Here is a 20966-nt window from a genome sequence, read left to right on the forward strand (position 1 = left end):
AAAACAGACATGGGTGTGAAATGCTTTAACTGCGATTCCTTCCAAAGACGTTTTTTCTGGTGGGACAGATCAGGGAAAGGACGAAGGGTGTTTTATTGTCAGCACTGCGGGAAGCATTTATATAGGAGTGAAGGCTGACCATCCTGAAAATTTGTATAGAGTAAGTCAATGATATATTCGGTTTATCTGACGTAATAAACGACCGTTTATATAGAGCAGTTTTTTACTATGAAAGTAACATTAATCTTTTGAATTATTGAACAAAAAAACTATAAAAAAGGGGTTTATATAGACAATGAAAATTATAGCGTATCTTAGGGTTTCTACAAATACCCAGGATCTCAATAATCAGAAATTTGAGATACTAAATTATACAAACAAAAACAACCTTAAGGTCGATGAATTCATCGATGTTGAAGCATCCAGCAGGAAGGACTCCAATACAAGAAGGATAACGGAACTCTTGGCTAAAGTGAAAGATGGTGATATGATCATAACCGCTGAACTCTCAAGATTAGGCAGAAGCATTGTTGAGGTGATAAATATTGTAAATGAATTGATAACAAGAAACATCCGTCTCATAGTTATCAAGCAGGCACTTGATATTAAGGGAAGCCATGACATGCAGTCAAAGATTCTCATCACCCTCTTCTCCCTATTAGCAGAACTTGAAAGGGATCTCATATCGGAGAGGACAAAATCTGCCCTTCATGCGGCTAAAATAAACGGAAAAATACTCGGAAGGCCAAAGGGCAGCATATCTAAAAGTAAGCTTGACGGTAAAGAGGATGAGATACAGATGTTTATACAGAAGAAGGTAAGCAGATCAGCCATTGCAAGGATACTTAATACAAGCAGGACGAACCTTAAAGAATTTATAAGAAAGAAAAGGCTTGCGCAGGAGAAATCCACCATATGAAAAAAATTTGTTATAATTTAATCTGTATTTCGGTAAGCAATGCGATTGTTCAAGGATTTGTTTTCTAAAGAATCTGATGGTTCAAAACTATATATCGATTTTTCAATGCTTTGGACTAATTTTTCCTTGAGGTTGTTGAATACCTTAACCCAATCTTCAATTGTTTTTCCGGGAAATAGTCGCCGGTCATAATATTCATCGATTGTGTCATCAATTAATAAAATAAGTTCCGTAGGTCGTAGAGCTTCCATCTCATAGTGTTCGTATATATCAAATATTTCATTGTTTTCTGCATGCTTCCCTAAAATCTTGGCCAGAGGATGAGGTAGTATATTAGGAATGTGCTCAAAATTTATCCCTATATGTCGAATTAACGATACCCTGTTAGAAAATTGTTTTGCTACACATTCGTACATCTTGCGGCCTGCAGCGCCCCAATTACCCAAATATAAAATGACGAATTCCTTTGGCTCACGCAGCGACATCTCTTCAAATCTTTTATAAGCATCCCGTAATTTTCTTTCAGAAAATATGTCATTGGCATGACAGACTCGAACCTGCCTTGGATTTCCAATCTCATTTCGAATGTATTCAGCCAGATCCGGGTGTTCAACCCAAAGCTCAATGCAATATCGCTGATGGCTCCATAGTTCAAAAGATGGAAGATTAAGAGAATTTCTTACCTGTATTGAAAGATATTTTTTCGGATTCAATAAATTTGCGTTAATGCCATAGTATCCAGTTTCCCTTGATATTTTGCTGCAAGACTCACCATATTTTTTGACCGTGTCAATTGCAAACCCATCATCACGAGTCTGTGGAAAAATGTGTCGCATGTAGGAACCCCAGGTATGTTCGATCAGACCTTCTTTAGCCAATAGATAATATATTTGCTTATTTGTTAATGACCTGTAATATCGCTTATAAAATTTGAATACTTCATCTGGATCGTTTGTGTTTAAATATTTAATAGCTTTTTTCATTTTCATTCCGTATACCTCCTATATTTTATTTTGTCATTGCGGTTCATTAACTTCACCTTCTTGCATTTTTTATTAACGCTTCGCCTCAGGGGCTGGCGATAAATGTTTGAGCGGTCCTTGGTAGCCCATATAATTGGGTTGATTATTTTTTTAATATTTTTGTTTAATTTGAAGATTTGATGTGTTTTTTTATTTTCCATAAAAGTGTATTACTTACTTCACACAAAAAATTAATTGTCAGTAAGTTTATGATCGGTACCATAAGTTGATCCTTTTAGCCAACTTATGGTACCAAATGACAAAGACCAACTTATGCTACCCACTGTAGTTTTACGAAAATTATCTCAATTTTGGTGATAATACGGAAAAATTGAATGATAGAGATAGTAGGTTAGCACCTGTAATTCTTAAAATAATTGCCCAAGTTAAATTAAAAACAGGCTTAAAAAATGGTATTTGCTACGCCTACAAGTCGAGCATTGGGTATATCATAAAGAACCGTGGATTACGTAAGGAAATATACACTTTGGTCCGCAATGCAACAAAAGCAACAAGGCTACAACCGCAAACGTTCATTAAATTTGGCCAAACCGGGCAGCGTTGTATTTAATGCTCCAGATCGGCATCCCACCATATACAAAAGTGACCCTAAATCGTTCCGGATTGTCCCTTTTTCTATCCACAACGGGTATTTCCGTTATCGAAATGCCCGAAGGCATCTGAGCCTGTAAACCATAGGCAGTAATTTCTTCAACAAAACTGCAGAGGCGGTCCAGCATATAATCCACAAACTGAGAAACAGGTTGACTAAAGATTTGCGGTTCCACCGCCCCAATAACATCAGAGACCGCTTGGTAGGTCATTCTGGGCAGCATCCACCCTTCATGCAGGTCATTTCTGACCATAATCAGGCGCTCAGACCATTTTCGAGTTTCCCGAAGGTAGGCAGCTAATTCCGGTTGTGTTTTTGCGAGTGCTGTAACTCTATTCTCAAAGGTTCCTTGTTTCTTATACAAGAAGCTAATATCCATCTTCATAACCATCATAAGTTTTTGCATACCATCTTTAAGCACCCTCACGGAGCCGTTAAGGAACTCTTCAACTTGTTTCCTCAATTTACTATCAATTGGTTCATCAATCCTAATTACGTGACCGTGTAAGCTGGCAATTTCACCTCGTGACACCTTGTAATTATGTTCGGCCAAAATTTGAGTGATTTCCTTTGATGTGGTCCGGACGTTCATCAGTGTCTCTACAACAAATTTATAAATCTTGTCAAACTCTTCAGATTTTTTGTCATCCGTAAAAACAGCCTCTCTGAGATTCAGAATCCCGACAAACAAACGAGCAATAAAAGGCGAAGCTGTGCCTTCATCGGCAAATTTTATGACAGTCCACTTCGGTTCCTCTGGTCTTACCACCAAGTTGGTTTGCTTCTGAATGCGCACCAACATTTTGTTAAACTGGGCTTCTTTTATAGGAAGAACGGTTGAAATTGCTCCGTTGGACTGTCTTATGATCTTTGCGTTCATTACCTCTGCTCCGAGAAATAAAAGAATTCCTTCCAAGGGTAGCTTCCCGACCAGTTGCACTATTCCGCCATCCTGCCAGGGAATAAATCGCAAATGAGAAACAAGATTTCCTTTGTTATCCTCAAGGCGGAACAAAGGAGGAGCGACTATTCCTCTTTCCCATAGTTCGTTACGCGCAGGGACCAGGTCACCGGTCAGGTTGAATTGGTATGCACCAAGTGTGATCCCAAGAGGTGCAACGCCTTCCAAAACTTCGTCCATGCTATGCATTATTGTTCCTGGAGAAAATGTCTGCAAGTGTGCGAATACAGAAGCGCACATCCTGTTCAATGAAAGCAACCCAAGGCCACGCGCAAAGACATGAACATACATGGGAGGGACATAGGAATAAGCAGTGTTGGGAAGGAACAAATCGCCTTTTATGGGCTCGCCAGGAAACGCCATCGTATAGCTAACCGAGCCCTGCGTGAGGATTGCGACCATGTCCGGCCACTCTGCAGACGGGCGGCTTTGGTTCAATACAATCATTTGTTCCCCGATTGCCTCGATTGGACCAACAGAGTCTATGGCAAATATGATGCCCAATGGCGTGATATTTATCGGATATTTTACGTCTGGCACTGGATCTCTTTCCAAGCGCTTGATCGCAGCAATGTGTTCATATCCTGCACGGAGTTCTTCTGGGCCGAGAGTCTTTACTGCATATATGGCGCACGCGGCTGCATCCGCATCGACCTTAGCTGGTTGTCTCTGTGCTTGGCCTGTCGAGGCCATATAGATGAGTGAATCGAAGGTTGTAGTATTCCCGACACTGTCGGTCATATAAGCAGGGCCTGCTTTAAATGGCCAGGTCAGAAATAGATTCAAGGTCTTATTTAGTTGTTCTGCAATGGTTTCACCAGAAATCTGCACTGACTTAAGCAGGGATTGGGCTGCCAAGTGGATGTGGTGTGCGACGGAATTCTGTGTCGATTGCTGATCACTCACTTTCTTAGTCCTTTTGATATAAAAGCAGCGAAACCAAGGTCAGTATTTTGTTTCGTGCAGTATGATTTTGTGGATGTTGTTAGACAACATTACAAACTCCCTGATCCTTGCTTTGATGGGTTTCCAAAGTTGGTTCCTCTGCCTGTTTATCGCCCATACGTCCATTGTCCTCCGATTTCACTCCTATTTCAAAGCGAGAATTCTCGGGAAGCATTGTCAAATAACATTTAAAAGAGGCCATCCTCTGCCGAGAATCAGAAGCACTGGTTTCATATGCCCAGTTGACTACTACCCTCCTTTGATCGAAAGTAAGTATTAAAGTATTTATTATAGATGTCTTTATTTTAGTTCTCATACCCTGAAAACGGAAAAAACACGTGCTCGTGGATCTTTTTTTAGATTTTCCGTCCAGTTATCTCTTTGATCGTTTATCCAGCCCATTTCTCCAAACAATTTGAGCAGTAATGCTGCGGCTCTTCGGCCATCGGAATTGGGTGCTTGGACAAGTTTTCCGATAATTTTGTCCAACATATTCAAAATGGAATTGATGTCTTTATCTTTTTTATCCTTTAAGATTTCCATCAGGCGTTTACCTTTTTTCCGTTGTGGCATAATCATCACATTATAAGACCTCTCCGCAACTTCTTTTAACACTAAAGTGTCAGTGGCTGTCCTAGCATAGATTGCATTTAAGGCATTAAGTACAGAAATAGACTGGTCATTGGTTCCAGTAATATATAAGGCTAAGAGCATCTCCCACAATATCGGCAGAATTGCCTCTTCTGTCTCTGGAATCTCGTCTTGTATCCACGAAAACATATCTTTACAAATAGATAACGAAACTCTGTGAAGAAATCTTGACAGCGCTGCTGTTTTGACAAATCGAGTAGCATCTTTTACATCAGAGACAATTGACATTCGTGAAAATGGACTATCTATGCCGGGAAGATGCTCTGGCATGGGTTGATAATTTCGGCATAAATCAATCAACCAAATACCCGCTTCATCAATGACATTTTTATCTTGTTGACTGGTTATTATGCTCCAAATAGGAAGCAAAGTGATAAAATCACGTTCGGAACAATAACTATTGCCTATGGCTGCCTTGATGGCTTTGTCAATGCGAGCCAACTCTTTTTTACTTAAGTTACCCCAGTTCATTCGTCGAAACAAATGCGTTTGAAGATCCAACATTCCAATGCGAATTTGTGGTTTGGCCCTTCTATTGGCAACAGATTGAGCGTATTGAAGATATTTTACAACGTATGCCTCCCTTAATTTACTACCTTCAAGCGTATTACTCACGGCACTATTATCTTCATCTACCGATAGCAATAAAGCACGATCATACATCATTTGAGCAGCTAAAGCGGGGTCTTTTTCAAGAAAGTCAAGGATGAGAAAAGCATATTCTCTTAAATCAGAACGTTCCAAGGATGCGTTATATACAATCGAATATCCATATGGATAAAGATCATTTTTGTTTCTATTTATGGCAATAGTGTTCGCCCATTTATGAGCAAGATCTTTGGGTGCCTTGATCAAGGCCTCTTTAAGCATTGCGTTGGAAATATTCCAGAAAAAAGGATTATGAAATAAATCAGTTAGCAAAATATCTACGATATCCCATTTTTTTCTATCCAAATCGTTCCATTTAAAAATGTCTTCCCACCAATTTAACATCTTCATGTCAAAGCCCCAAAATGCTTCCTTTTCTGAGAACACAACAATGGCGATCTTGAAAACATCCTCAAGGCAATTCAGGGGTATCGCATCACTTACAACACTGAAGAAATTTACAAGACCGCGTGTTTCGATAGGACGTCTTGATTTTAATAGAGATTTGATTAGACTCTCAATTTCGGATTTTGCATCTTTCATCAATTCAAGACTATATATTGCCCTCTTGACATCATTAAAATGCCGCGTTTTTTCATTTTGTAGCGACCAACCTTTGACGGCATTAAATATGCCATTTCGTAAATCATCAGCCCGACATGCAACAATAGGCTTATCTTTGTAATCAATGGAAAATAAACCAAGGAAAATAGATGCCTTGCTCTGCGTATTTAATGATTCTAAGTAATTCCGGAGGTCCCAATTGCGAAGGGCATTGATTTCTGAAATAAGTGGTAGTCGCCATAGTTGGACAGACTTTGAGCCTATAGGCTTTCCATGCTCAGCATCGGAAAAGGCATCATTTAATACCAGCGAGAACTCTTGATTTCGCAGTCGTCCAAATAACCATTGTTGGTTTTCCATGTATAGTCTTTGGATTCTGTATACGCCTGGAAATTGGTCCGTGTCCAACCTAACAATAAATCTTGTCATGTTAATGAGACTTTGGACGGGATAGAGTCTATCTTCATCCTCCTGTGCTAGCTTTGTTAATCGGGGGAGCAATCTTTTCATTTCATCAACATCTATGCTGTAGAAGGCATTCCAAAATTCTTCTAAGGCGTTTTCAGCCTTATAAGGAAACGCACCTGGCTCAAATAGGCAGGTATGTTGTTTTTCTGTCCTTTCCCGGGTCGTCATTATCATTTTTTGCAAATCCTCATTCTTTGCATACAATGCGTGAGATTCCCATCGCTTACAAAAGGAATGCCACATCAAAACATTTGAAAAACCTTCCTTTTTATCGGGATAAAGATAATGGACAAAATCTATGACAAGAGGAAGAATCATACAGAGGATTTCATTGGCGTATTGATCGTTCTTCGCCGCGAAAAAGGATTTTGGGATCTCTTCAAGCGCTTTTATGTCCGCCTCCCATTTTTCCCCATTAGGCATTAGGACATCAATAAAAAACTGTATTATAGTGTGCCAAGCATCATTATTGCCTGTATTGCTCGTTTGCGGCTTTTTGTTGAAAGATTCCCAAGCACCATCAAGAACGATACTGAAATCCTCTTCCTCCAGCATCCAATAGATTACCAAGTAAAAAGCCCAGGCCAAATCTTCGAGATTGACAACTGGAATCACTCCCTTGTTTGCTTCCTTCCTTAAAGCTATCGCGGCGAGTTGCCGTGCCTTGGCACCCTGACCATCGAGATGAGCCCTAATCGCTGAATCTCGTAAATATTTAATTGACTCGCAATGGGAAAGTTCCGTCGTCATAGGTTGGCCTCAAAAATGCTTCTGAAGGTAATTTCCTCATCAGAAAGGGGCTCCGGTCGATCATCGGATAGTCCAATGAGTCGATAGTAATTCACAAGGTCTAATGTCCTAAATGTTGCGTTGCCTGTAATTTTACCCCATTTTTTTCGAACGTCAGCATTCGGTTCTCTGGCAAATGAAAAGACGCTCTGTAAAAGACGCTCCGGTGTGCAATCCCAAAAATCACGCAGCGATGGCAAATTCCAGGGGATAGATACCATCTCGTCTTCTTCGTTATATGTGGGATCACCCAGATCTGCTTTTAGAGCGGATAAATCATCATTATATAGGAGAGTGGATGAAAATTGATTTTTCAAGGCATCGATTGCATTTTTATGTCTTGATCCACTTTGGCAGCCACTGGGATCATTTAATATCTGTATTCCTCTTTGATCTGTTCCATATTGCAGCCATCTGAATGTAACTGTAAATTTGTTTTTCTTGATATATACGCGTTCTTTTGTCAATAAATGACGAATCCAATGAGCTTTATTCAAAACATTTCCTTGTCTGTGAAGAAGAAGGGTTTCAGTATCGCATCTCAGAGAATCTTCATCCAATATGTCACACACAGCGACAACAGCAGCAATACCGCAGGCGCGATCAGCGGAAATTTTATAGCCGTCTGCCGACATATAAGGCACCATTTTTCTTATATTTGGATAGTGTTGCGATTCCTTTTGCCACGACCATTCTTCATGGGCCATGGAGATGTAGCATAGAAGATCAAAAAACTTTGACTGGGCAAATTTTGTATATCCCTCAGCCTCTAAAATTCGCTTTAATAATCGTCTTAAACGTTTACAGTGGGTTTTCCTGACCCAGTTTGCCACATTTGACATGCCTTTCGTCGATTGTGCTGTCTCCATATCCAATGGATCTTGGGATAGCATCCCCAAGTCATGCGTAAGTATGGCAAGAATTAGCAATGTTGCTTCGTCTGGATTAAGTAATTCCACTAAAAATTTGTCATCACCCACAGTCCATTGATCGGCTCTATCTACCAAACTGACAAGATGTGGGATTCCATGATCTGTGAATTCCGGAAGATGACAACTCTGGACAAGAATATCTACAACCTTCAGCACATCCCGGATAATATTTGCAGCACCTCCAGGCAATGATGCTTCCAAGGCCTTTCTACATAGATTGGTGGACAAGATGAAATCGGAAGCAACTCGAAGATCGGTTTTGAAATCGAGAATATTAATGGCCATTATTATTCACCCTTCTGTAAAAACTAACTTATGTGAAGCAAATCTGATCAGTTCTATATGACAAAATTACTATTTATCTTAATATATTGCAATATAGCTCAAAGAGCAAAACAAAACAGAATAAACTGCCATTAAATAATAAATTCCGATTGTAATGGAGATACTTAATAAGAAATTCAAAAACTCTCTTTCAGCTACAAATGTTTACAGCCTATCTTTTAGCAGTTATTATGGACAATTTTTCTCTTCTATGTTTCAACCGGTTATCAATAAGCTGGCAAAATATATTTTCCGGAGTCTATTATGCGGAAGTAATATATAGGTAGACAGTAATTTTATTAGGTGATCGAAAAAATAGCCCCAGGGGTAAAAAATATCTATACAAGGGGCGCATTCAATCCCAAGACTTCGCTATGGTTAACCGAACGAGCCTTGAAAAATACAATATATATAATATGACTAACCGGGTGCAGCCCGGCACAGATTATTTATTATCAAAATGCATAGATTGACCATTTCATATATCTATCCGATTCATCAACATCCATACTGACTACAATAAAAAGCATACAGAGACTTTGACGACTATCTTCACCAAATTATATAGAAACTACATGCCGGCATAGTTTTCCCGGCATGTAGAGATAACCCATAAACTATCCGACCTATGTCGCTCATATTTGATGATTCATTTATTTTGTACGAAGCTACCCATATTTGTAAAAGTTTACAAATGATGCCCAACAGAGGGCCATATTTCATTTATATGATATCAAACAGGTTTTTATGAGTCCTTTCTGCCAGTAAACGGTCAGAATGAACCCAAAAAAACAAAAGGCAAAAAATCCCGCAATACAGTAGTGCAGTTTGTTTTAAAAGATTAGGGATGACAGCTGCTAACCCTTGAACAGCTGATGGACCAAACCTGGGAGCCGACCGCCCAAAAAAGACGGCAAGGAGGCATGTTATGACAGGCAGTGTAATAGGACAGATCCAAGCTTTGTTTCAGAAAAGCGGTATCATAAGTATAGGCACAAAAAGGCACCAAGCAAAAGCATTTGCAAGGGCTGCGGGAGCCAGTACAAGTCAGGAGGTTGCGGATAAATGCTTAATAACCTCATACGAAACATTGGACAAATACAGAAATATAGCAATTCTCTTAGGAAAATATATAAAAACAGAATACAGACAATGGAATGTCGAATTGACAACTGCAAATGATATAAAAGATTATCTGGAATTTGTCATCGATGAAGGCCTATCTTTACGGACCTTTAAAACTTACGCAGCAGGGTTGGGCAAGCTTGCAATGGCTTTAAACATGTATGCGGTAAAGTTCCATAAAGCAAATAAATACGATTTTAGTGAGGCGATAAACAGCCTTCGCCCCATTGCCAAAGCGGAACTGGACCTCAAAAAGGAAACCCGTGAATATGCAAATCCAAAAGCATTGATCGAGGTTATTCGGGATCCTCTGCTTCGGATAGTGGCATTAATTCAATACGAAGCTGGCGCAAGAATCCGGGAAGCTGCATTAATAAAGTGTTATCAGCTATATGGTACTTGTATTGATGATGTAACCGGAAGGGAAGTGGGCAGAATATTCCTGCCTTCAATTTCCACCAAAGGTGGCAGGGAGCGCGAAGTTTATGTTTCCCTCCAGACCTATACAGATCTATCCCGGATACTTGATAGTAATAATGGAGTGCTGAAGATAGACCACGATCATTATCGGTATAAACTGAAGAAGGCAGCAGAGGCGACCAATCAGAGGTACACAGGGAGCCATGGTTTGCGACATAGCTTTGCCCAGAGGCGGTTACAGGAATGTTATCACAAAGGGATGGGTGAAATTACAGCTAAATTGAGGGTGGCACATGAAATGGGTCATTCCCGACCAGCAATTACAGGGTTATATCTGAAAAAACCAGCTGGTATTCTTGGAGATATAAGCAAGCAGAGATGATATATGGATAAGTTTTAATAATTAAACGAAAGGGCCGCGGAGAATTCCAGCGGCCCTTTTTTATTGTGTATGGAACACTCAATATTGTGTATCCGGCAAAGACTGGCAGATCATCGGTCCACCCTCTTCTTCGAGCTTTTCATAAATGTTCTTCAGACCTGTATGGCTTATTTTATGTCCAGATTGGTGTGACATTTTTTCGGCTATCGTTCTCCAAGGCTCCGGCTTGGGCTGTTTATCCCTCAACATCTTGATATCACAATAATGCTGTTCGGCTAACATTTGCACAACTGATGGCTTGCGTGATGCCCTGGCTTTCCTGTGCGTCTTTTGCAAGGCATCTACTTGCCCTGCCTCTTTCATTGTCATTCTCCTTGATGGGGCAGACGGGTTTTGAGCTATCTTATACTCTCTTACCGCTAAAATAAATGTGGCATGGTAGTAGGCGGGGGTTCGAGAGTTGTCTTTCTGGCAACTTCTTTTTTGGGAGACTTTCGTATGAAGGCCATGTACAGCAATCCGCTCTTCTGGCAACAGGTTTGCGTAGTATTCCATAAGCCGTTCATGGTCTCTATCTGTTAATTGGGTAACGTTTCGAACATATTCTATGTCTGTCATTTTCACTCCTTTCATTAAGAGTTTCTATCGAGATTTCTTCGGTCTTCATATGGTCACTTCTATATAATACTTCTCTTATGCAATACAATTCTATCGGGGTGAGGTTGAAACATGAGCTGTATTAATATCCGCAATAATCATTATAGGTCAGGACAGGAAATGATCCAGGTGACCAAACCGCCATTATAACATCAATAGGAATTATATTTATTGTTTTTCTTGCCTTGACTACCTTTAATCCATTTGATAACATTAGAAAAAACAAGTTTTGGGGATTATGGGGAAAAGATTTCTCATGGGATATGGAGGCATGGTCTATCGGTGCGGCCTATAAGATGTACATGGCAGGTGAGAAGTTTTTCAGGTACTATAAACAATTGAAAGAATCGGTATATAAGGAAAAGAGTGAACTGGAACTTGTTGAATAAACAATGCATCTTATTCGGGTGTAAATTTGCAAGAAACGTGATACTGACTATTAATTATGCCGGAAAGACAGATTATGAGATTGGAATATTGAGACTATACAAATTGTTATGAATACAGACCTGACTTTTATTACTAACGAGAAAGGCCAAAGCCTTAAAAACCGTTTCGAGACGCTCATTAAAGACACACGCTTCTTTGACTGTCTTGTCGGTTACTTTTATACCAGCGGTTTTTTTAACATTTATAAATCTCTCGAAGACACAGAACTGATAAGGGTTTTGATCGGCATCAGTACAGACCGCCAAACCTTTGATCTTATTCAAAAAGGTGGGGAACCGCAGCAAAGAGAACTGCAATTCTCTCATGCTGAAACGAAACAACGCCTCGAAGGTGAAATTGAAAAAGAGTTTGAGCATTCCGACGATAATCAGAACATTGAGGAAGGGGTGGAGAATTTTATTGAGTGGATACGAAATAATAAACTCCAGATCAGGGCATTTCCTTCAGATAAGATACACGCTAAGGTTTATATCATGACTTTTAAGGAAGGCGATCGTGATATGGGTCGTGTAATTACCGGCTCCAGCAACTTTACGCAGGCCGGATTCATAGATAATCTTGAATTCAATGTTGAACTGAAAAATCGCACTGACTTCGAATTTGCTCTCAATAAATTCAATGAACTCTGGGCTGATTCAGTTGATGTCAGCGAAAAATATATCGAGACGATCAAAACTAAAACATGGCTCAACCAGACCATCACGCCCTATGAACTTTATCTGAAATTTCTCTACGAATATTTCAAAGACGAACTCAGCCTGACAGATGAAATCTTTGTTCGTTATTTACCTGAAGAATTCATGAAACTGGAATACCAGGAGCAGGCTGTTCTAAATGCAAAGAAAATTCTTGAAGAATACGGTGGCGTATTTGTTTCAGATGTAGTAGGTCTCGGAAAGACCTACATTTCTGCGATGCTCGCGGGACAGCTTGACGGCAGGACGCTTGTTATCGCCCCTCCTGTCCTTCTTGACACCAACAATCCCGGCTCATGGAGCAATGTCTTTTCTGATTTCCGTGTTCCTGCCGATTTTCAATCAATTGGAAAGCTGGACGATTTACTGAAAAAAGGTGTTGAAAAATATGACAACATAATTGTTGACGAAGCACATCGTTTTCGCACAGAGTCCAATGTAACTTATGAAAAATTGGCGGAGATATGTCGCGGCAAACGAATCATCCTTGTCACTGCTACTCCTTACAATAATTCACCAAAGGATATACTTAGCCAGATAAAGTTATTTCAAAACGCGAAGAAAAGTATAATCCCAAACCTCCCAAATCTGGAAGCTTTTTTCAATGGATTAGATAAGAGGCTGAAAAACCTTGATCGCCAGAGAGATTACCAAGAATACATAAAAAGGGTCAAAGAAAATGCTAAGGAAATCAGAGATAAAGTCTTGAAATACCTCATGGTCCGTCGTACCAGGATGGAAATAACGAGGTTTTTCTCTCAGGACCTTGATAGACAAAATCTGAAGTTTCCCGATGTGGAGGTCCCGATACCGCTTTTCTACGAGTTGGATGAGCATGAAGATAATGTCTTTAGCAAAACAATTGAACTTGCTGCGCAGAAGTTTAACTATGCCCGCTATATGCCGATGCTTTACTACAAAGGGAAAATCGATCAGCTCGAAGAGCAGTCTCAGAAAAACATGGGTAAATTCATGAAGATATTGCTCGTAAAGCGTCTGGAAAGCAGCTTTCATGCATTTAAAAATTCTATTGCCCGCTTTATACATTCCTACGAGCAGTTTATCCAGGAGTATGATAAGGGCAATGTCTATGTGAGCAAAAAGTACGGGAATAAAATATTTGAACTGTTAGAAAATGATGATGATGAAGCCATTCAACACCTCATCGAAGAAGGGAAGGCGCAGATATATGATGCTTCCGATTTTAAAGATGATTTTAGGCCTGTGTTACAGGCTGATCTCGATATCCTCCGGGAAATCAAGGAATTATGGTCATCAATTACCAGAGACCCGAAGTTACATTCCTTTCTTACAGAGCTTCAGAAGAATCAGGATTTGCAGAAGAATAAGCTTATTATTTTTACTGAATCAAAAGAAACTGCAGAATATCTTGCCGGTCATATTAACACCAGGCTTAAGGGGGAGGTTCTTTCATACAACGGTTCATCAGGAGAAGCCGTACGGGATAAGGTTATTGAAAACTTTGACGCAAAGGTGAAACATAAAAAAGATGATTACCGTATACTGGTTTCAACGGAAGTACTTTCCGAAGGCGTCAATCTTCACCGGGCCAATGTGGTTATCAATTACGACATTCCCTGGAATCCTACACGCATGATGCAGCGCGTAGGCCGTATTAATCGTGTGGATACATCCTTCGACAAAATCCATACCTTCAACTTTTTTCCAACTAAACAATCGAACGACCAGATCAAGCTGAGAGAATCGGCGGAGTCAAAGATCAATGCCTTCCTGACACTCCTTGGAGGTGATGCTGCGCTTCTCACAGAAGGCGAACCTATTGGGTCTCACGAACTTTTTAATCGCCTCCTCAGTGCAAAAACCATTACCGGCGAGGACGAAACAGAAGAGAGCGAATTAAAGTATCTGAACATTATTAAAACCATTCGTGATGAGCATCCCGAAATTTTTGATAAAATAAAGCGCCTTCCAAAAAAGGCCCGTACCGCAAGGGAAAACAGAGAATATCACAATACGCTTTTAACTTATTTTCGTCGTGGAAAGCTGCAAAAGTTCTTCCTTGCCGGTAATGTCCGCGATGCCCGGGAACTTGATTTTTTAACTGCTGCCAAGCTTCTTGAGGCCGGGCGCGAAACAATTCGCCATAAAACAGGTTCAGATTATTATGAGTTGCTTTCCAGGAACAAGGAAGCATTTCTGTTTGCTACCAATGAGGAGATGCCTGAAATAACTGCACGAGGGGGTGGCAGGGATAGTGCCTCGCAACTACTGCGTATTCTGAAAGCGGTAATGAAAGACCGCCGTAAACTTACTGAAGACCAGGAGATATATGTTAAAAAGATTATGCTACGGCTGGAAGAAGGGGCTTTACCGAAGCAGACCGCCAAAGAAACCCTTAGGTCTCTTAATGAACTTAAGGGCGGCCTGGTTAACCCGTTAAAGGTGCTTGGGGTGTTGCAAACTTCCATATCTACAAGGCTGTTGGAAGAACATTTTGCCGCAGGTGCAGGTGCTAGAACCGGCAGGAGAGAAGTAATCCTGTCGCTTTATTTAACTGAGCATTAGGGGGGATTATGGAAGAAACAAAAATCGCATTATTCAAAGGTAAAGGGATTCGTAAAACCCTATACGAAAACGAGTGGTGGTTTTCTGTAGTCGATGTATGCGTTGTATTGACTGAAAGTGCAGACGCGGGAGCATATTGGAGAAAGTTGAAACAGAGACTAAAGGAGGAAGGAAGTGAAGTCGTGACGTTTTGTCACGGGTTGAAGTTGCTTTCGCCCGACGGACAGCACAGGGAGACGGACTGTGCCAATACGGAAGGCATTTTCCGTGTTATCCAGTCAATCCCTTCCCCTAAAGCTGAACCTTTCAAACGCTGGCTGGCCAAAGTGGGATATGAGCGTGTTCAGGAGATAGAAGATCCTGAGCTTGCTACAAAGAGAACCCGGCTTCTGTATAAGCTCAAAGGATACCCTGATGACTGGATTGAAAAAAGGATGCGCGGTATTGCCATCCGTGAAGAGCTTACCGATGAATGGCAGAATCGCGGAGCGCAGGAAAAAAGGGATTATGAGATTCTCACCGCTGAAATATCAAAGGCAGCATTTGGACTAACTCCAACAGAATACAAGAAACATAAAGGATTAAAACGCGAAAACCTCCGCGACCATATGGACGATTTTGAACTTATCTTTACTATGCTCAGTGAGCGGGCCACAACTGAAATCCACCGTACCGAAGATTCGCAGGGTATGAAAAAGCTCAAAGAAGACGCGAAGGCAGGTGGCGATATTGTCTCCAAGGCAAACTATTTAAGAAAACCTATGGAAAAGAAAAGGCTGCCGAAGAAAGCAAAGTAATGGACAGAGACCAGGCGCAAAGTATTGTCAGAGAAACATTGGAGAGCCCTTTCGACAAGGGCAGATTTACATATTTCATCAAGAACCTCCTTAACTCAATCGAAGAAGCCCCATTTTCCTATAAGGGTAATTTTATTCCAGATGCGTACGACCAATACATAAGTGTCCTTGAACGTATTGGCAAATATTCCGATGGTGAGCATAAGATTGACATCCTTGTGGTGAAGCTTAAAAAAGAGACTTCCATCGAACGTGCCCGCACCATGCAGAGAAATTTCATTGCTTGGTATCTGAACGGCAGCCGCGGCGGAGATATGAAAGACGCGGCGCTTGCTGCCTTTGTTTCACCCGATCAGGAAGACTGGCGATTTTCCCTCGTCAAGATGGACTATCGCGTTGAAGAAGGCAAAAACGGGAGAATGAAGATCAAAGAAGAATTCACCCCTGCCCGCAGGTGGTCTTTTCTCGTAGGCAAGAATGAAAACAGTCACACTGCACAAAGCCGGCTTGTTCCGATCATGGCCGACGATGAGCACGACCCAGCCCTTTCCCGGCTTGAAGAAGCCTTCAACATTGAAACGGTCACCAGAGAATTCTTTGAAAAATATCGTGAACTTTTTTTATGGACCAAAGAAGCCCTTGATAAGATTGTCTTTGAAAATCAGGCGGTCAAGACTGATTTTGAAACAAAGGGCGTCAACGCTGTTGATTTTGCCAAGAAGCTGCTCGGTCAGATCGTCTTTCTCTATTTTCTTTAGAAGAAAGGCTGGTTTGGTGTTGAGCGCGATGCCGACTGGGGCACAGGGCCAAAGAATTTTCTCCGTGAGCTTTTTATGGGCAAACACGGAACATACAATAATTTCTTCAATGAAATCCTCGAACCGCTCTTTTATGAAGCACTGGCGAGGGAGAGAGATGGCGATTTTTACAGCCGTTTCAACTGTAAAATTCCCTTCTTGAACGGCGGCCTCTTTGATCCCATTGGAGGCTATGACTGGGTACATATGGACATTCTTCTGCCCAACGACCTTTTTTCGAATGATAACAAAACCAAAGAAGGCGACAGCGGCAATGGCATCCTCGACATATTCGACCGTTACAATTTTACCGTTAAAGAAGATGAACCCCTTGAGAAGGAAGTGGCCGTTGATCCTGAGATGCTCGGAAAAGTTTTTGAAAATCTCCTGGAAGTAAAAGACCGCAAATCGAAAGGCACCTATTATACGCCCCGCGAGATCGTCCACTACATGTGCCGACAAAGCCTTATAAACTATCTCTATAATGAATTATCTGCCGGGGTTGTTGCCTACGAAAAAGTCGGCGAAGAGCAGCTTGACATGTTCGGCAATAAAGCAAAGACAGGACAACTGGATTTGACTATAGAATACATGTCGGGACCTGCCATTCCTAAAAAGGACATAGAAACGCTTATCCATTACGGTGAGCAGTTGGGTGAAAACGAAGCGACAGTGGAAGCAAAAGGCAGGGAAACCGATAGATACTCCTATCAGTTGCCTGAAAGCATCCGGCAAAATGCCCGGATCATAGATGACAAGCTTGCTGCCATAAAGGTTTGCGACCCTGCTATCGGGAGTGGCGCCTTTCCCGTGGGAATGATGGGTGAGATTGTCAAGACCCGTAATGTCCTCTCTGTCTTTATAAAAGAGCCTTCGCGGACAATTTACCATTTTAAGCGCCATTGCATTGAGAAATCCATCTATGGCGTTGATATTGACCCCGGCGCGGTAGAAATAGCAAAACTCCGTCTCTGGCTATCCCTTGTCGTAGATGAGGATGATATCCGGGAGATCAAGCCGCTGCCGAACCTTGACTACAAAATTGTCTGCGGGAATTCCCTTGGAAGCGTCAAAAGGGACGTACTGAACGATCGTCTTTTTGCCGAATTGGAAATATTGAAGTCGCACTTTTTCGACGAGACAAGCCCTGGAAGAAAAAGGGAGGAAAAAACCCGCATTGACGCATTGATCGCGAAACTGACAAATAACGATACCCATTTTGACTACAACATCTTCTTCAGCGAGGTCTTCGACCATCGGGAAGGTTTCGATATCATCATTGCCAATCCCCCCTATGTGCGACAAGAGGGGATAAAAGAGTTAAAACCCATGCTTTCTAAAGAGTTCGGTAAATTCTACTGCGGTACTGCCGACCTTTATACATATTTCTATAAACGGGGTATAGACCTATTGAAATCAGGCGGTCATCTCTGTTTCATCGCTCCCAACAAGTTCATGCGCGCAGGCTATGGGAAGAACACGCGGGAGTTGCTGACGGGCGTAGTTACGCCAAAGACAGTCATCGATTTCTGTGACCTGCCTATCTTCGATGCCACCACATATCCTTCAATCCTGCTTGTGGAAAAGCGTCGCCCCGGGCCGAAAGAGACAACCCTTGCCGCCACTTTTACCGACGCTTCACAACTGGAGCGGCTGGAAGAAGCCCTTGACAAAAAAGGTTTCTCCATGCCAGTTACGTCTTTGAGGAAAGAAGGCTGGGCACTTGAAAAGCCGGAAGTCTTATCCCTTATGGAAAAACTCCGCAAAGCCGGTACGCCTTTAGGTGAATATGTGAAGGGCCGGTTTTACCGGGGCATATTAACCGGACTTAACGAAGCATTTGTCATTGACGAGACAACGAAGAAGCGGCTTATTGCTGAAGACCCGAAAAGCGCAGAACTAATAAAACCCTGGCTCCGGGGACGGGATATCAAGAGATGGAAGGCGGAATGGGCAGGGTTGTATCTTATTACCATCCCAAGCAGTGCCAATAGGGATTGGCCCTGGTCAAATGCAAAGACAGAAAAAGCGGCGCATGACGTTTTTGAGCAACACTATCCTGCCATCCATTGCCACCTTACGCAATGGGAAGATAAACTGAGAAAAAGGGACGATCAAGGCAAATACTGGTGGGAGCTGAGGTCATGCGCGTATTATGAGGAGTTTGAAGGGCCAAAGATTATTATCCCTGCAATCACGAGTGGTGTTGAATATGCTATGAATAGAGATGGATTTTTTTCTAATGATAAGACCTCGATCTGTGCTTGTGACAATCCCGAATATGTTTGTGGGCTGTTGAACTCAACTGTTTTATGGTGGTTTATCAAACAGCTTGCCGCTACTCGACGTGGAGGATACTATGAATTCAAACCTATGTATGTCGAACAACTTCCAATGCTGCCTGCCACCCCATTCCAGCAAGCCCCCATCATCGCCCTCGTCAATCAAATACTCGTTGACCCTGACTCCCCCGACGTCTCCCGCCTTGAAGCCGAGATCAACAACCTCGTCTATCAACTCTACAACCTCACTCCTGACGAAATCGCCATTGTTGAGGGTAAAAGAGGCAAGCAATAATGTTTTGGTTAGATGATGATTACAACAGCCCATTTAACGGTGCCGACATATATCTGGAGATTGACAAGTTCCAGGACTCATGCGGTAAACTGAACATTAAAGCAAATGACAAAGCGCTGGAGGCATATGACAAGCACGGGCTGATATGTCCGCTTTACCGCATAAACAGACCAAAGGATTACCTGCAAACAATATTTGAGCAAACATATGGGCCTCAGGATGTTAAGGTGGTTTCAGTGCCTGATGAGCATGGAAATCTTTTGCAATTTGAATATGAGGAGTTAAACCGGTGGCACATAGAAATATTGCCCGAATTTGAAATAACGTTAAAGGAAGGCCATCCGCTTGATCAAGCCCACAAAAGAGGCGAATGTTTTGTCGAAGTCCCATCAAAGGACACATTTAAAGACTGGAAAGAATATGAGCTTAGGCTGCAAATGACAGTCGATGGAGCATCTATCAGACATATGGAATCAACTGCCAGACACTTCTATGCCCCATGGCAGATTTACTTAATTGAGGAGGCCAACCAGTGGCATACCCGTACGATCAACGTTCTCGTGCCTCTTGGCGAAAATGAGACATATATCCTGAGCGAAACTCCCCGAAAGCTTTCGCTTACGGACTGGCAGGAACAGTTCAAATCCCTCTGGGTATATCGGTTCAAGGAGAGTCTTCTTTTCAGAAAGACTTCTTATTTTGTAAAAGAGAACATTCTGGAGGAAGATGATGCGAAAAGATTTTACAGTGATCGTAGTAAAATAGCGGAAACCATAAGCAACCAACATTCATATGAGTCATGGATAGGCTTTCTTAGGACGCTATGCGGTCTCTACTTCAATTATCGGGGAAGGGAGAAATATAAACTTTCGAATGAGGTAAAGAAGGACATAAGTGAAACAGTCAGCCTTTTGAGGTTTGGATTGGGGAAGAAATACAGGGATATAATCAATGATGTAGGGATGATCCTTGGCGGACAAGAGTTCTTCTACGTTCCACCCCTTGAGAGGATATATCCGGAATATGAAAGCTTTTTAAGAAGAGAAACAAAATCATCTTTGGATAGCGTTCTGGAAGACTATAACAAAGAAGTTCCTGCTGTTTTAAAACTTGGTCAGGGCGCTGTTGATGACATTATAGACCACGCATTCAAGATAGGGAATGAGACACTCCTTGTTTCAGTCATCGGCATTAATAAAGAATACTTCTCGCCATCATATTTCGGTGAAGAAGGAATCTGGTCCTACATGCGGTCACTTGCGGTAGCTGTTGAATCATGGGTAAAAGAGATAGCAAGCAAGAATGATTTCAGGCCAGCTATTGTGTTTTTGGCGACCGGAGATTTTGACTCATGTTGTGATCAATTGCAGAAGAAAGTAGGGAAGACAAACATGGATGTTCAAAGCTACGTTGAGTTAAGGCAATTTCTTGATGAACTCAAGACCGTGAAATTCATAAAAAAATCAAAGGATTTGACATGGATGAAATATTTAATCAGGGCTTATCTCATAAGAAACTATGTTGCCCACCATACAAAACTGGAGCCTGAATTGTTTGGAAAAAACTTAATAGATTTGTATAGATCATTGTTGTTTTTAGTGTTTTTTTCATGGAAATCGAAATGAGAATCTATGACTATAGTCCTGTATTAAATCCAAATCGCTACCTTGCCTATCAACTTTA

At 41.5% G+C, this 20966-nt stretch carries 13 protein-coding genes; 8 read left to right on the forward strand and 5 right to left on the reverse strand.

Translation table 11 applies throughout. The features are described from left to right. Positions 1-295 precede the first annotated feature (295 nt). A complete protein-coding gene (locus tag NT178_18370; protein MCX5814484.1) occupies positions 296-919 on the forward strand; it encodes a recombinase family protein in 624 nt (207 codons plus the stop codon). 17 nt (positions 920-936) lie between these two features. Here the strand turns inward: NT178_18370 and NT178_18375 are convergent, their stop codons facing one another. The 4 genes from NT178_18375 to NT178_18390 form a co-directional block, all read right to left on the reverse strand. Beyond that, on the reverse strand, positions 937-1908 hold the full coding sequence (locus NT178_18375; protein MCX5814485.1) for a hypothetical protein: 972 nt from the start codon (positions 1906-1908) through the stop codon (positions 937-939). A 569-nt stretch (positions 1909-2477) separates the two neighbouring features. Further along, the gene (locus NT178_18380) at positions 2478-4421 is read right to left on the reverse strand and encodes a hypothetical protein (GenBank protein ID MCX5814486.1); all 1944 of its coding nucleotides are present in this window, start codon (positions 4419-4421) and stop codon (positions 2478-2480) included. 351 nt (positions 4422-4772) lie between these two features. Continuing rightward, a complete protein-coding gene (locus NT178_18385) occupies positions 4773-7541 on the reverse strand; it encodes a hypothetical protein (GenBank protein ID MCX5814487.1) in 2769 nt (922 codons plus the stop codon). Then, positions 7538-8797: a hypothetical protein gene (locus tag NT178_18390; protein ID MCX5814488.1), complete on the reverse strand. Its 1260-nt coding sequence runs from the start codon at positions 8795-8797 to the stop codon at positions 7538-7540. The genes NT178_18385 and NT178_18390 overlap by 4 nt, the downstream gene beginning before the upstream one ends. A gap of 967 nt (positions 8798-9764) precedes the next feature. Between NT178_18390 and NT178_18395 the strand changes: the two genes are divergently transcribed. After that, positions 9765-10763 carry a hypothetical protein gene (locus NT178_18395; protein MCX5814489.1) on the forward strand — a complete coding sequence of 333 codons (999 nt, stop codon included), beginning with the start codon at positions 9765-9767 and terminating at the stop codon, positions 10761-10763. A 78-nt stretch (positions 10764-10841) separates the two neighbouring features. Here the strand turns inward: NT178_18395 and NT178_18400 are convergent, their stop codons facing one another. Continuing rightward, positions 10842-11381 (reverse strand): hypothetical protein, encoded by a 540-nt coding sequence (locus NT178_18400; protein MCX5814490.1) that lies wholly within the window; start codon positions 11379-11381, stop codon positions 10842-10844. A gap of 224 nt (positions 11382-11605) precedes the next feature. Between NT178_18400 and NT178_18405 the strand changes: the two genes are divergently transcribed. From NT178_18405 to NT178_18430, 6 genes are all read left to right on the forward strand, one after another. After that, positions 11606-11809 (forward strand): hypothetical protein, encoded by a 204-nt coding sequence (locus NT178_18405; GenBank protein MCX5814491.1) that lies wholly within the window; start codon positions 11606-11608, stop codon positions 11807-11809. A 108-nt stretch (positions 11810-11917) separates the two neighbouring features. Further along, positions 11918-15112: a helicase-related protein gene (locus NT178_18410; protein ID MCX5814492.1), complete on the forward strand. Its 3195-nt coding sequence runs from the start codon at positions 11918-11920 to the stop codon at positions 15110-15112. 8 nt (positions 15113-15120) lie between these two features. Continuing rightward, positions 15121-15909, forward strand: coding sequence for a Bro-N domain-containing protein (locus NT178_18415; GenBank protein MCX5814493.1), 789 nt, complete (start codon positions 15121-15123; stop codon positions 15907-15909). Beyond that, entirely contained in the window at positions 15909-16667 is a 759-nt protein-coding gene (locus tag NT178_18420; protein ID MCX5814494.1) for a hypothetical protein, read from the forward strand. The genes NT178_18415 and NT178_18420 overlap by 1 nt, the downstream gene beginning before the upstream one ends. A gap of 75 nt (positions 16668-16742) precedes the next feature. After that, a complete protein-coding gene (locus tag NT178_18425) occupies positions 16743-19283 on the forward strand; it encodes an Eco57I restriction-modification methylase domain-containing protein (GenBank protein ID MCX5814495.1) in 2541 nt (846 codons plus the stop codon). Further along, the gene (locus NT178_18430) at positions 19283-20908 is read left to right on the forward strand and encodes a hypothetical protein (GenBank protein ID MCX5814496.1); all 1626 of its coding nucleotides are present in this window, start codon (positions 19283-19285) and stop codon (positions 20906-20908) included. The genes NT178_18425 and NT178_18430 overlap by 1 nt, the downstream gene beginning before the upstream one ends. The last annotated feature ends 58 nt before the right edge of the window (positions 20909-20966 follow it).

Source organism: Pseudomonadota bacterium (genome assembly GCA_026388255.1).
Taxonomy (GTDB): domain Bacteria; phylum Desulfobacterota; class Syntrophorhabdia; order Syntrophorhabdales; family Syntrophorhabdaceae; genus JAPLKB01.

Excerpts from the sequence above, each read along its gene's own strand:
- NT178_18370 (MCX5814484.1), top strand. The coding sequence starts at position 296 with ATGAAAATTATAGCGTATCTTAGGGTTTCTACAAATACCCAGGATCTC.
- NT178_18375 (MCX5814485.1), bottom strand. The coding sequence starts at position 1,908 with ATGAAAATGAAAAAAGCTATTAAATATTTAAACACAAACGATCCAGAT.
- NT178_18385 (MCX5814487.1), bottom strand. The coding sequence starts at position 7,541 with ATGACGACGGAACTTTCCCATTGCGAGTCAATTAAATATTTACGAGAT.
- NT178_18390 (MCX5814488.1), bottom strand. The coding sequence starts at position 8,797 with ATGGCCATTAATATTCTCGATTTCAAAACCGATCTTCGAGTTGCTTCC.
- NT178_18395 (MCX5814489.1), top strand. The coding sequence starts at position 9,765 with ATGACAGGCAGTGTAATAGGACAGATCCAAGCTTTGTTTCAGAAAAGC.
- NT178_18400 (MCX5814490.1), bottom strand. The coding sequence starts at position 11,381 with ATGACAGACATAGAATATGTTCGAAACGTTACCCAATTAACAGATAGA.
- NT178_18410 (MCX5814492.1), top strand. The coding sequence starts at position 11,918 with ATGAATACAGACCTGACTTTTATTACTAACGAGAAAGGCCAAAGCCTT.
- NT178_18415 (MCX5814493.1), top strand. The coding sequence starts at position 15,121 with ATGGAAGAAACAAAAATCGCATTATTCAAAGGTAAAGGGATTCGTAAA.
- NT178_18420 (MCX5814494.1), top strand. The coding sequence starts at position 15,909 with ATGGACAGAGACCAGGCGCAAAGTATTGTCAGAGAAACATTGGAGAGC.
- NT178_18425 (MCX5814495.1), top strand. The coding sequence starts at position 16,743 with ATGGGCAAACACGGAACATACAATAATTTCTTCAATGAAATCCTCGAA.
- NT178_18430 (MCX5814496.1), top strand. The coding sequence starts at position 19,283 with ATGTTTTGGTTAGATGATGATTACAACAGCCCATTTAACGGTGCCGAC.